At 59.8% G+C, this 12,548-nt stretch carries 10 protein-coding genes; 6 read left to right on the top strand and 4 right to left on the bottom strand.

The features are described 5' to 3' along the window. The first annotated feature begins 13 nt into the window (after nt 1-13). The 3 genes from BLR44_RS01355 (at nt 14) to BLR44_RS01345 (ending at nt 6,370) form a co-directional block, all read left to right on the top strand. Entirely contained in the window at nt 14-2,371 is a 2,358-nt protein-coding gene (locus BLR44_RS01355; RefSeq protein ID WP_089678146.1) for an ABC transporter permease, read from the top strand. Nucleotides 2,372-2,449: 78 nt separating this feature from the next. Beyond that, a complete protein-coding gene (locus BLR44_RS01350) occupies nt 2,450-4,849 on the top strand; it encodes an ABC transporter permease (RefSeq protein ID WP_089678144.1) in 2,400 nt (799 codons plus the stop codon). A 135-nt stretch (nt 4,850-4,984) separates the two neighbouring features. Beyond that, nucleotides 4,985-6,370 carry a sensor histidine kinase gene (locus tag BLR44_RS01345; RefSeq protein ID WP_089678142.1) on the top strand — a complete coding sequence of 462 codons (1,386 nt, stop codon included), beginning with the start codon at nt 4,985-4,987 and terminating at the stop codon, nt 6,368-6,370. 57 nt (nt 6,371-6,427) lie between these two features. Here the strand turns inward: BLR44_RS01345 and BLR44_RS01340 are convergent, their stop codons facing one another. The 4 genes from BLR44_RS01340 to BLR44_RS01325 are packed head-to-tail and all read right to left on the bottom strand — an operon-like array spanning nt 6,428 to nt 8,176. Then, nucleotides 6,428-6,715, bottom strand: coding sequence for a helix-hairpin-helix domain-containing protein (locus tag BLR44_RS01340; RefSeq protein ID WP_089678140.1), 288 nt, complete (start codon nt 6,713-6,715; stop codon nt 6,428-6,430). Next, entirely contained in the window at nt 6,712-7,140 is a 429-nt protein-coding gene (locus BLR44_RS01335) for a DoxX family protein (RefSeq protein ID WP_089678138.1), read from the bottom strand. Before BLR44_RS01335 ends, BLR44_RS01340 begins: the two co-directional genes overlap by 4 nt. Then, complete coding sequence (locus tag BLR44_RS01330) at nt 7,137-7,715, bottom strand: dihydrofolate reductase family protein (RefSeq protein WP_089678136.1); 579 nt, start codon at nt 7,713-7,715, stop codon at nt 7,137-7,139. Before BLR44_RS01330 ends, BLR44_RS01335 begins: the two co-directional genes overlap by 4 nt. Before the next feature lie 50 nt (nt 7,716-7,765). Next, a complete protein-coding gene (locus BLR44_RS01325) occupies nt 7,766-8,176 on the bottom strand; it encodes a VOC family protein (RefSeq protein ID WP_089678135.1) in 411 nt (136 codons plus the stop codon). 145 nt (nt 8,177-8,321) lie between these two features. Between BLR44_RS01325 and BLR44_RS01320 the strand changes: the two genes are divergently transcribed. The 3 genes from BLR44_RS01320 to BLR44_RS01310 all read left to right on the top strand — a co-directional run bounded on the left by BLR44_RS01320 (nt 8,322) and on the right by BLR44_RS01310 (nt 12,458). Continuing rightward, nucleotides 8,322-9,299 carry a GlxA family transcriptional regulator gene (locus BLR44_RS01320; protein ID WP_089678133.1) on the top strand — a complete coding sequence of 326 codons (978 nt, stop codon included), beginning with the start codon at nt 8,322-8,324 and terminating at the stop codon, nt 9,297-9,299. A 181-nt stretch (nt 9,300-9,480) separates the two neighbouring features. Then, nucleotides 9,481-9,813: a PadR family transcriptional regulator gene (locus tag BLR44_RS01315; RefSeq protein ID WP_089678131.1), complete on the top strand. Its 333-nt coding sequence runs from the start codon at nt 9,481-9,483 to the stop codon at nt 9,811-9,813. Nucleotides 9,814-9,848: 35 nt separating this feature from the next. Then, entirely contained in the window at nt 9,849-12,458 is a 2,610-nt protein-coding gene (locus BLR44_RS01310; protein WP_089678130.1) for an ABC transporter permease, read from the top strand. The last annotated feature ends 90 nt before the right edge of the window (nt 12,459-12,548 follow it).

Here is a 12,548-nt window from a genome sequence, read left to right as displayed (position 1 = left end):
CCCCAACCCCGACATGCTGAAGAACTACCTGTCCACCGCCCTACGTACCCTCTGGAACCACCGCACCTACACGTTACTCAACCTCGGGGGCCTGACCGTCGGCCTGACGGTAGCGGTGCTGCTGCTGCTCTGGGTGCAGGACGAGCGCAGTTTCGACCGGATGCACGAGCGGCTCGACCACATTTACCACGTCAATTCGCTGGTCGATGCCCAGCGCTCCCTCATCTGGACCAGCACGCAGGGACCGGTGGCGGTCTACGCCAAGCGGGAAGTGCCGGGGGTGCTGGAGGCGGTACGAACGGCCCGCCATTGGGATCTGGCACGCGTCATCGTCAACGACCAGCCGTTTTTCAACTCGAAGGGGCTGTACGTAGACCCGTCTTTTTTTACCTTGTTCAGCTTTCCGCTGGTGGCGGGCAACGCGGCCGAGCCGTTCCCGAACCACCAGTCGGTGATCGTCACCGAAGCGGCCGCCGAAAAATACTTCGGTACGACGGACGTGCTGGGCCAGAGCCTGCATACCGACGACAGCACGTCGTTTCTGGTGAGCGGCATCTTGCAAAACATCCCGAGCAATTCGTCGATTCAGGGAGAGCTTTTCTTTCCGTTCGACCTCCTCGCGAAGCAATACACCGGCACCGGTTACTGGAAAAGCCTGGAAAGCGACTGGGGCAACTTCAACTACGATACCTATCTGCTGCTCCACGCCGATGCCCGCCCGGACCGGGTGGCGCAACTGCTTTCCGGCATCCAGCAGAAAAACCACCCGCACGCCACGGCCGATCAGGAATACAAGCTGCAACCGCTGGCCGATTGGCACCTTTACGCCCCCGATGGTTCGGCCGCCGGCGCTACCGAAGTACGCATCTTCTTTTTGGTGGCGCTGGTCATTCTGCTCATCGCCTGCATCAACTACGTCAACCTTACCACCGCCCGCGCCACGCACCGGTCCAAAGAAGTCAGCATGCGCAAAATTATCGGGGCCGACCGGGGGCAGTTGTTCGCGCAATTTCTGGGCGAGTCCCTCCTGGTGTTTGTCGTGGCGCTGGGCCTGTCGCTGCTGCTCATTCCGGTGCTGATGCCGGTCTACAACGACCTGTCGGGCAAAACGCTGGTTTTTGATCCGTTTCAGCCGACCGTCATGCTGCTGTTGGGCGGTGCCTTTCTGTTTACGTTGCTGCTGGCGGGCGTCTACCCGGCCATGCTGCTGTCGTCGTTCCAGCCCTTGCAAGCCTTAAAAGGACGCTTCGGCAGGCAGAACAACGCCGGTTTCCGGCAGGTACTGGTCATTACTCAGTTTGCCTTTTCGGTCGTGCTGATCGTCAGTACGCTGGTCATTACCAAGCAGATGCAGTACGTACGGGAAAAGAAGCTGGGCTACGACCGCGAGAACGTGCTTGCCTTCTGGATGCGCGACATCCACGACCATTTTGCGCAGGCCAAAGACGAGCTAGAGAAACGACCGGGCATCCGGGGCGTGGCCTCGGCCAACCAGAACCTGATTCAGGTAGGCAGTTCGACCGGCGATACCGACTGGGACGGCAAGCCCGAAGACCTTTCGTTTATCGTGCATCCGGTCGGTATCGAAGAAAACTTTCTTGGCGTGATGGGCATCGAACTGGCCGATGGCACGGGCTTCTCCGGCTCCAAGGCCGACTCGGCCCACTTCATTCTGAACGAAACGGCCGTTCGCGAGGCAGGCATCACCGATCCGGTCGGCAAGCGGTTCACGCTCTGGGATACCGAAGGCACCATCATCGGCGTGGCGAAAGATTTCCACGTTGCTTCGGTTCACGAGAAGATCAAGCCGGTCGTTTTCTACCACCAGCCGGAGCCGTGGCGCTTCTACATCAAGACGACAGGCGCCGACGCCCCGCAGGCCATTGCCGCCGCCGAAAAAATCTGGCACCGCTACAACCCGGAGTATCCCTTCGAATACGAGTTTATGGATCAGGCCTACGACAGCCTCTACAAGTCGGACCAGCGCACGGCGCGCCTGTTTTACTACTTCGCCGGAGTAGCCATTTTCGTCTCCTGCCTGGGTCTGCTGGGGCTGGCAATTTACACCGCCGAACTGCGCACCAAAGAGATCGGCATTCGTAAGGTGCTGGGGGCCAGCGTGAGCGGCATTGTGCTGTTGCTGTCCCGCGACTTCCTGAAACTGGTCCTTCTTTCCGTGCTGATGGCAACGCCGCTGGCCTGGTGGTTCACCCACCGCTGGCTCGAAAACTTCGCCTACAGTACCTCACCGGGGGTGCTGGTCTTCTTCGTGGGCGGTGCCACCGCGCTGCTGATCGCCCTCCTCACCGTGAGCGTCCAGAGCATCCGAACGGCTCTGGCCAATCCAGTGAAGGCCCTGCGGGCGGAGTGACAGCGCTGTGCACTTCCCCCCGCCCCCACGCCGCTGGGGTGGGTCTTTCGTACGTAAACCGCTTTGTCTGAACTACGCATGCTTCGTCACTACCTCGTCGCGGCTTTCCGCAACATCCGCAAGCAAAAGCTCTACGCCGGGCTCAACATCCTCGGTCTGTCGGTCGGCATGGCCTGTGCATTGCTTTTAGGCTCGTATGTACAGCGGGAGTTATCGTTCGATCAGTTCCACTCGCGCGCCGACCGGATTTTCCTGAGTTACCTCCAGAACCAAACCGACTCCAAAGTGTGGCGGGGCACCTACACCGAAGGCAAGCTGCTCCTGCCGCTGGCGCACGAAATCGCTTCGGTGGAGCGCGTGACGCAGGTATTTCCGCTGGGACGCGACGAACTCGCGGCGGGTGACCGAAGTGTGAATACGCCGCAGAACATCCTGGCGGTGGATACCAACTTCTTCCACGTGTTTGATTTTTCGCTCACCACGGCGCTTCCCCAGCCGCTGCAAGCCCCCAACCAGATTCTGCTCACCGACTCGATGGCACGCGCCCTGTTCGGAGACGGCGACGCCCTAGGCCAGACGGTGGTGCTGCGCAACCACGACTACCAGGTGGCGGGGCTGGTCCGCGAAGCGCCCGAAAATTCGCACCTCCATTTTGCGGCCCTGATTTCGCACGCTTCGCTGGAGAGCGTCGGCAACGCGTTTTCGTATTACGGCTACGGTTGCCACTACCTCTTGGCCCGCGCGGGCACCGACCCCGACCGGTTTGCACAGGAGATTTCCGAAAAAATCACGACAACGATGAATGCCGGACACGCCGAAAGTCAGTATTCGGTGGCACTGCTGCCGCTGCGCTCCCTACACTTTTACCAGGACTTCGACTGGAATCCGCTTGTCCGGACCGAAAACCGGCAGAAGGTGTACATTTTCCTGGCGGTAGGGCTGTTGGTGTTGCTGCTGGGGTGCCTCAACTTTGTGATCATCTTCACGGCGCGCTCGTCGTTGCGCAACCTGGAAGTGGGCGTGCGGAAAGTGATGGGCGCAAGCCGCGCGCAAATCGTGAGTCTTTATTTTGTAGAAGTGCTGCTCATGGCGCTGGCCGCGCTGCTGCTCTCCGTGCTTCTGACCGACGGTGGCGTCCGCTTGTTTCGCGACCTGGCCGACACGCCCCTGACCATCCGTTACTTCTCGTGGAACTACGCCCGCCTGGCCCTGGGCGTGCTGGCCTGCATCGGGCTGCTGGCCGGTCTGTACCCGGCCCTCCAGTTCTCCCGCTTTCAGCCGATTCAACTCCTGGAAAAGCGCTTCAGCCGGGGGAAAACCGGGGTCCGCGATCTGCTGATCATCGGTCAGTTTGTCATCTCGCTCGTGATGATGGCCGCCACCGTGCTCATGTACCAGCAACTCGACTTTCTGAAGCGTGCCAACCTCGGCTTTGCCAACGCGCAGTTGGTGGTGGTGACGCCGCAGCGTTCCAACCGGCACAGCACGCCGGTCAACGAACGCGAAAAACTGATGACCCTGAAAGATCGGTGGACACGCCATCCGCACGTGGTGGCGCTGAGCCGCTGCGCGACCTATCCCGGGGCCATCGCCAAAAACCGTTATGACGATTACCAGACGGTGCCGGCAAGCGACCGCCCCAGCTACGCCATCCGGCCCATCTACGCCGACCTGGATTACCTGCGGGTATTGCAGCCGGAGTGGGTACAATACGATTCGTTGCGGGCCGGCACCAGCCACATCGTCCTGAACCAGAAAGCCGTCGAAGCCCTGTCGCTGGACGACCCGCTGACGGCCAGCATCCTGAATCTGTCCGACTCGACCACTACGCCCGTAGCGGCCATAATCAACGATTTTCACTATACCAGTTTGAAGCAAGAGGTAGAACCGCTGGCGCTTACGCTTCTGGCCGACGCCGATACCAGTTGGAAAAGCACCTGGCTGCAACGCCTGATTGTCCGCCTCGATACCCGCGAACTGCAAACCACCCTAGCCAGTCTTCAGGACGATTTTGCGCTGCTGTTCCCCGGCTATACCATGGATGTCAAGTTCGTCGACGAACAATTTGCTACCCTGTATGCCGCCGAAGACCGCCTGTTGCACTTTTTTCTGATCTTCTCGGGGCTGGCCATTTTTGTCTCGTGCCTGGGGCTGTTCGGCCTTACCACCTTTTTGGCGGCACAACGCTTCCGGGAAATCAACCTGCGCAAAGTCCTCGGGGCTTCCGGTCGCGACATTGCTTGGTTATTGGTCCACGACCTTTCGCGCCTGTTTCTGCTGGCCAACGTGGTTGCCATTCCGCTGGCGTGGTTCCTGATGCAACGCTGGCTGGAAGATTTTGCGCTGCGGATCGGCATCGGTCCCGACGCCTTTGCCTTGGCGGCTGGCATGGCCCTGGTGCTGTCGCTTGGCACCGTCAGTTACCAGTTGTGGCGCGCCACGCAGGCCAATCCGGCCGACGCCCTGCGGGCCGAATAACGGCCGTTGCGCGACCACGCCCCGGTAGTGCCACGTCGTCCTGCATCGGTAATTTCAATAATTTTAGGCCGGTCAGGACGTACCCGCTGCCGCAGGGAAGCGTCCGGCTGTCGCACCGCCTTGCCGCTTCTCCCTATGGACCCCTTTCCGATTCTTACCCAGATCGAGGCTTTTCGTGATGTACCCGCCGCCCAACTGGAATGGCTCATCGCCAGGAGTCGCCAGCACGACTTGCGGGCGGGCGATTACCTGTTTCGTGAGGGCGAGCCCGTGGTCAATACCCAGATCATCCTCAGCGGACTGATTCGGTTCATTTTTCCTCTGAGGGGACTGAGCCAGGAATTTACGCTGCTGGAGCCCGGCGAAATCACGGGCTACCTCCCCTATTCGCGCATCAAAAACGCGCAGGCATCGGGCCTGGTGTTACAGGACGCCTCCGTCCTCTCGTTTTCCCGCGACCATTTGCAGGAACTGGTCACCCACCATTTTGAGCTGACACAGGCCCTGGTGGCCGTGATGACCACCCGGGTGCGGGACTGGACTTCGCAACAGAAACAGGACGAGAAGATGATGGCCCTCGGGAAACTCTCGGCCGGGCTGGCTCACGAACTAAACAACCCCATCTCGTCCATTGTGCGCAATGCCGAGAACCTGCAACGGCACCTGCATCTGCAGCCCGAAGGCTTCAAAGCGGTGATTTCCATCAAAATGCCGTCGGACGAAGTAGACATCGTCAATGCACTGCTGTTCGACAAACTGGCCCAACGCCCCGCCGCCCTGACCCTGATGCAACGCGCGGCGCTGGAAGACCAGCTCGCCGACTGGTTCGACGACCACGGGGTGGAGCATGCCTCGGAAATTGCCGAAAACCTGGTGGCCTATGGGTTTACCACAGACGATCTGCGGGTGTTCAAAGCGAAAATTCCATCCGCGCACCTCAACCCCATTTTCAACTGGATCAACCAGAACCTGGTGACCGAGCGCATCGTCGGCGAAATCCGCGAAGCCTCCAGCCGGGTATCGACGCTGATTCAGTCGGTGAAAGTGTATACGCACATGGACCGCACCCAGGACCTGATGCCCGCCGACCTGCACGAGGGCATCCGCAACACGCTGACCATGCTGGGGTACCGCCTCAGGCGGGTGCGGGTGGAAGAAGACTACGACCCCGCGATGCCGCCCGTCACGATGCAGGTCGGGGCCATGAATCAGGTCTGGACCAACCTGATCGACAATGCCCTCGACGCGCTGGAACACGTGCCCGATCCGGTCCTGCGCATTCACACGGAGCGCGACGGCGAGTTCGTCAAAGTGCAGGTGATCGACAACGGCCCGGGTATTCCGGCCGACCTCAAAGACCGCATCTTCGAACCGTTTTTTACGACCAAAGAGTTGGGCAAGGGAACCGGGCTGGGGCTGGACACGGTGCTGGGCGTCGTGCAACAACACCGCGGCCGTCTGAAGGTAGCGTCCCAGCCCGGACGTACGGAATTTGAAGTCTGTTTCCCGATACAACCTTAAAGAATGCTTCTACAGCGGGACGTACCGATCACGACGCAAGTCCCGCCTGTCAGCCCCCTACGTTCGAAAGGCCAGACCAACGGCTGCCAGCGCATGGCGCAATTTCGGCAGGCTACCCGGCCCCATGCCGTGCAGCGCCAGCACATCCGCCTCCCGCCATTCGGCAAGTTGCGCCAGCGTCGTGATGCCCGCACCTTCCAGCGCCCGCCGGGCCGGGGCCGCGAGTCGGGTCATAAACCCGGCTTCGGATGCGCGTTTCTGTTCGCAGATCGGACAGACCGGGCAGTCACTTCGTTTGTAGTACCGATGTCCGTGGGGACACGTCCGCAGGCTTTGCGCAGTCATGAGGCAATCAAGGTATTCGACGGGACCCGAGACGGTTGCGCCAGCGCCTCGGCCGACCGCACCGCCGCCAGGCGCTTGTGATAGAAGTAGTACGAAGCCGCCGCCAACGAGAGCGGCAACGCCATAAATGCCCAGGAAGCGACGGGCTGCCCCGACGCGATGATCGAGTAGGTTGCGCCCAACAGATCGAAGACCAGTCCGGCGTAGGCCCACTCTTTGATGCGGGGAAAGCCGGGCACCAGGATGGCAATCACGCCGAGCATTTTGGCAATGCCGAGGAACGGCAGCAGGTACGTGGGCATGTTCATGCTCTTGAAACCTTCCTGCGCCATTTCCACCGAAAGGGCATCGGGTACCGCCGAGCCGAACATCATAAAGGCGAAGAGGCCGGTAAACGCCCAGTAGAGAATTGTGATCTTTTTCATAAGGCGATGGATTTGGGTTGGTAGTGCAAAACGATGATGCCGCAGTCGAACGTCCGGGCATTGGCCAGGTGGTAGGCTTGTTGAGTGGCGACCTCCTGAAAGATGGGCAGGCCCCGGCCGAGCACCACGGGATTGACAAACAGATGGAGGTCGTCGATCAGCCGGGCTTTGATCAGCGCCGAGGCAAACCGGCTCCCTCCGTAGGTGATGAGGTCGCCGCCGGGCGGTTGCTTCAGTCGGTTCACCTCTTCGGTCAGGTCGCCCTGCGCCAGAGCGGTACGCTCCCACGGCGACGCCTTCAGCGTTCGTGTAAACACCACTTTGGGCGTCTCCGTAAACTTTTTGCCCGCCGCATGCTCGGGGTTCTGCGGATCGGCGGCCACCCCCGCCCAGTGCGGAATGAACCCTTCGGCAAGGGTACGCCCCAGCAAGATCGTCTCGATCGGGTCGGTGAGGCGCGTCACGTAGTCCTTCAGGTCGTCCGACCAGTCGAACACCATCCAGTCCATTTCGCCCTGTGGCCCGGCGATAAATCCGTCGATGGTCGTTTGTACTTGCAGTTTCAGCTTGCGCATGGGTATAGAGTGTTGAAGTGAGAAAAGGCACTAAAAGCGGATAGATCGACTCAGTCTTTGGCGTAGCTCAGCATCCAGGTCATCCCGAATTTGTCGGTCAGTTCGCCATAAGTCGCGCCCCAGAACGACTGATGCAGAGGCGTGATGACCTGACCGCCGTCGGAAAGGCGGGAGAAGAAGGTACGGATCTCCTGATCGCCGCTGCAGTTCAGGCACAGGGTAACCTGATTGCCCCGCACTACCCCCGCGCCCATCATGTCGGAGCCCATCAGTTCGAGGGCGCCGTGCCGCAGGTGGCTGTGCAGAATGTGGTTCCCGGCTTCGGCCGATAGTTGCGCCCCCATCGGCGACTCGGCGATCTTTTGCAAGGTCAGTTCCCCGCCCAGGCACGCCTGGTAAAACGTCATGGCCTCGCGGCATTTGCCGTTGAAATTCAGGTAGGGACTCAGGTGTGTCTTCATGGCAGAACCGGGTTTTCGGTGTGGGAACAAGACAAAGGTAGGGCGGAATCGGACTGGCGCGCGTGCGTGAATCCGTCAATCTGATGGGGTGTTTGCGACACCTTTTTTTCCTACTTTTGGTAACTACCGTGCCCCCTCCTTCCCCATGAAAAACATCGCCATTCTTGTCCCCGAAACCGGTGTTCTGGCCGCCATTGTCGACCCACGCTACATGTTCACGGCCGTAAACGATTTTCTGAAAAGCGCCGGAAAGCCGCCCCTCTTCCACGTCCAACTGGTCGGCCTGACGAAGGAAGTGAAGCTGAACGACGGCCTGTTTTCGGTCCACACCGATGCTCAACTGACCAACGCCAACCCGCCGGACCTGATTCTGGTCCCGGCCATCAGTGGTCACCTGCAAAGTGCCATCCAACGCAACCAGGCCTTTTTTCCCTGGATCGTGCAACAGTACCAGGCCGGAGCCGAAGTCGCCAGCCTCTGTTTGGGTGCCTTTCTCCTCGCTTCGACGGGCTTGCTCGACGGAAAATCGTGCTCGACTCACTGGCTATACGCCAACGAATTTCGGACGATGTTTCCGGAGGTTACGCTGGTCGACGACCGCATCGTCACCGAACAAAACGGCGTCTATTCGAGTGGTGGGGCTTCTTCGTACTGGAATCTGCTGCTGCACCTGGTCGAGAAATACACCGACCGCGCGACGGCCATTCTGGCGTCCAAGTTCTTCGTGCTGGACCTGAACCGCGACACGCAATCGCCGTTCAGCGTGTTCAAGGGGCAGCGCAATCACAACGACGCGGAGATCGCACACGTGCAGGAGTTTATCGAAGGGAATTTTCAGGACAAGATCACGGTCGACCAACTGGCCGAGGCGTTCGGGATCGGCCGCCGGACGCTGGAGCGGCGTTTCAAAAAAGCGACGCAGAACACGGTGGTCGAGTACATCCAGCGCGTCAAGATCGAGGCCTCCAAAAAGCAATTGGAACTGAGTCGCAAAACGATCAGTGAAGTGATGTACGACGTCGGCTACAACGACAACAAAGCCTTCCGCGACGTATTCCGAAAAATCGCGGGCGTCTCCCCGATGGAGTACCGCGACCGTTACAACAAGGATAAGGTAGCGTAGCCATCCGCACCGACGGCGGTCTCCGACCACGAAACCCACGCACGCGGGTTGTTCGTCTGCGAACAACACGCGTGCATTTCTGAACACTCTTTTCCCTACTGTTCGCTCTCCTGGGCTACAGAAGCACTTCTTTTGACGTGGCACGCCGATTGATCGGCATTTACGAAACAAATCCGCAGCCATGAAAGGAACCTACCTCGGCGAGTTTCAGGAGTTGGTCCTGCTGGCCATCGGCATCCTCTACGACGACGCGTACGGCGTGGCGATCAAAGACGAACTCGAAAGCCAGACCGGCCGTGCCGTGACCCTCAGCACCGTCCATGCGGCGCTGATGCGCCTGGAAGAAAAAGGCTACGTACGCTCCCGCTTCGGCGGAGCCACCGAAGAACGCGGCGGTCGACCGAAACGCCTGTTCCAGGTGACCATCGCGGGCAAGCACGCCCTGGAAGAAAGCCAGGCCCTCCGCAACCGGATGTGGCAACAGATTCCAAAAATTGCCTGGGACCATCTGTGAGCGCAGAGCGCATAGGATAAAGAAACATAAATACGATGTCGAAACAAAAACGTCCTTCTCCGCCACGGCTGGCAGATCGGCTGCTGCGTAGCTTCTGTCATCCGGATCTGCTCGTCGAGATCCAGGGCGATCTGCACGAGCTGTTCGGGCGGTGGGTAGCAACCGAGGGCGCACGGCGCGCGCGGTGGCGCTACTGGCTCAATGCCCTCACCTTTCTCCGGCCGTTTGCCCGCCGCGGCCGACGTCGTCGAAATCAAGAGTTCTCCTTACCCCTTACGGATATGCTTCGAAATTACCTTCTGATTGCTTTCCGCACGTTGCGCAAGCATCAACTTTATTCGTTTCTCAACCTCCTGGGCCTGACCGTCGGACTGGCGAGTAGTTTTTTCATCCTCCTCTGGGTGCAAGACGAACGGAGCGTCGACCGTTTTCTCCCTGAAGGTGACCGCGTCTACCGGGTGTGGCGCAACGTCCACATCGGCGGGGAGACGTTTACGTGGGCGGCGACTTCTCGTCCGCTGGCCGATGTGCTGAAAAATGACTACCCGGCCATTGAAGAAGCAGTGTTTTCGATGGGCGCCGGGTTTGTGGTCAGTCACGGCGACCAGAGCTTCCGCGAGGTGGGCAACTACGCCAGCGAGGCCTTTTTCCAGGTTTTTCAACTCCCGTTCCTCCAAGGAAGTCCGCAGGCGGCGCTAGCAGGCGAAAGTTCGGTGGTCATTACCGATCGCCTGGCGCGGAAACTCTTCGGCGACGACTGGCAACAACGCGGTAACGTCGTAGGGCAGTCGCTGAACCTTGACCACCGGAAAGACTTTATGATTACGGGCGTCATCGAGGATCTGCCCGCTACCTCGTCGTATCAGTCCGATCTGGTGCTGCCCATCCAGGACTTTTTCGTCGGGAAAGAACAGTACGAACAATGGGGCAACAACAGCTTTCCGATCTACGTGAAGCTGCGCGAGGGGGCTTCGCCGGAGGAGGTCAGCGACCAGATTGCCCAGGTCGTGAACCAACACGAGGAGGGCGCCAACGAAGAGCTTTTTCTGCAACCGTACGAAGATTTGTACCTGCATTCGGACTACGAGAACGGCCAACTCGTCGGGGGGCGCATCGAGTACGTTCGCATCTTTGCGGTCGTGGCGATCTTCCTTCTGCTCATTGCCGCCATCAATTTTATGAACCTGGCGACGGCGCGTTCCGCCCAGCGGGCCCGGGAAATCGGGGTGCGGAAAGCCATCGGTGCCCACCGGTCGTCGCTGATCGGCCAGTTCCTCGGGGAGTCGGTCCTGCTGGCGTTCGTGGCGCTGGGGTTTGCGCTCGTCCTGGTTTCGGTATTGCTGCCCCTGTTCAACGACCTGACCGGCAAGCAGATCCATGCCGACGCCCTTACGGGCTGGTTCCTGCCTGCCGCTCTGGCGATCACCCTGATCGTCGGCTTGCTGGCGGGGAGCTACCCGGCGTTCTACCTCTCTTCCTTCCGTCCGCTGCGGGTCTTGCGGGGCACGTTCCGACAACAGGCCGGAGCCGTGGCACTACGCAAAGGGTTAGTGGTCTTTCAATTTGGGATTTCTGTGCTGCTGATCGTGGCGACGGCTACTGTCTACCTTCAGTTGCATCACATTCTGTCGAAAGACCTAGGGCTGGAACGAAATAACCTGGTTTTCCTGCCGCGGGAGGGCGCTCTGTACGAGAAGTACGAAACCTTCCGCCAGGAACTGCTGAAGCAACCGGGCATCGCCGGAGTCACCACCACCAGTTCTAGCCCGCTGTCCATTCACAGTAGTACGGGCAGTGCCACCTGGGAGGGCAAAGATCCGGAGGCTGAATACGAGGTCAGCGTCATCAGGACAGACTACGACTTTGTGGAGACGATGCGGATGCGCCTGGTAGCCGGTCGTGCCTTCTCCCGGGAGTTTACGTCCGAAGAACCGGGCTTTCTGGTAAACGAAACGATGGCGGCCCTGATGGGCGACGGCGAAGTGGTCGGAAAACCCCTCAGTTTCTGGGGCATGTCCGGCACGGTCATCGGTGTGGTGCACGACTTCGACATGAACTCGGTCTACAGTTCCATCGAGCCGGTCATCATCGCGCTGATGCCGGACTATACGTCGCAGGTGTTTGTACGGACGCAACCGGGCCGGACGACGGAAGGCCTCGCCAGTCTGGAACGGCTGTTTACCCAGTTCAATCCCGGCTATCCGCTTCACTACACCTTTGTGAACGATGATTTTGAGGCGACGTACCGCAGCGAGGTGGTGATGGGCTCGCTGGCCAATGTCTTCGCCATAATTGCCATTTTCATCTCGTGCCTTGGGTTATTCGGCCTGGTTGCCTTTACGGCCGAACAACGGACCAAAGAGATCGGCATCCGGAAAGTGATGGGCGCCTCGGTCTTGAGCATCGTCACCCTCTTCTCCACCGAATTCCTCAAGCTCGTGCTGGTGGCCTTTGTGCTGGCCATCCCCGTCGCGTGGTACGCCATGCACCGCTGGTTGGACGACTTTACTTACCGCATCGACCTGAGCTGGTGGATTTTCGGGCTGGCCGGAGGAGCCGCCCTCCTGATTGCCCTCTTGACCGTCAGCGTGGAATCGATCAAATCGGCCCTGGCCAATCCGGTAAAATCGCTTCGCAGCGAATGAGCTGTGTGGTGGACTTGGCGGATTGGCGAATGAGTGGATGGTGCGGAGCGCTTGCGGCGGGCCGAGCGTGAAGAAAAATCAACACGATTT

This window comes from Catalinimonas alkaloidigena (assembly GCF_900100765.1).
GTDB classification, from domain to species: domain Bacteria; phylum Bacteroidota; class Bacteroidia; order Cytophagales; family Flexibacteraceae; genus Mooreia; species Mooreia alkaloidigena.
Note: the sequence above shows the minus strand (reverse complement) of the source record. Positions and strands in the feature narration are given on the sequence as shown.

Coding starts and splice junctions, on each gene's coding strand:
- BLR44_RS01355 (WP_089678146.1), top strand. CDS start 14: ATGCTGAAGAACTACCTGTCCACCGCCCTACGTACCCTCTGGAACCAC.
- BLR44_RS01350 (WP_089678144.1), top strand. CDS start 2,450: ATGCTTCGTCACTACCTCGTCGCGGCTTTCCGCAACATCCGCAAGCAA.
- BLR44_RS01345 (WP_089678142.1), top strand. CDS start 4,985: ATGGACCCCTTTCCGATTCTTACCCAGATCGAGGCTTTTCGTGATGTA.
- BLR44_RS01340 (WP_089678140.1), bottom strand. CDS start 6,715: ATGACTGCGCAAAGCCTGCGGACGTGTCCCCACGGACATCGGTACTAC.
- BLR44_RS01335 (WP_089678138.1), bottom strand. CDS start 7,140: ATGAAAAAGATCACAATTCTCTACTGGGCGTTTACCGGCCTCTTCGCC.
- BLR44_RS01330 (WP_089678136.1), bottom strand. CDS start 7,715: ATGCGCAAGCTGAAACTGCAAGTACAAACGACCATCGACGGATTTATC.
- BLR44_RS01325 (WP_089678135.1), bottom strand. CDS start 8,176: ATGAAGACACACCTGAGTCCCTACCTGAATTTCAACGGCAAATGCCGC.
- BLR44_RS01320 (WP_089678133.1), top strand. CDS start 8,322: ATGAAAAACATCGCCATTCTTGTCCCCGAAACCGGTGTTCTGGCCGCC.
- BLR44_RS01315 (WP_089678131.1), top strand. CDS start 9,481: ATGAAAGGAACCTACCTCGGCGAGTTTCAGGAGTTGGTCCTGCTGGCC.
- BLR44_RS01310 (WP_089678130.1), top strand. CDS start 9,849: ATGTCGAAACAAAAACGTCCTTCTCCGCCACGGCTGGCAGATCGGCTG.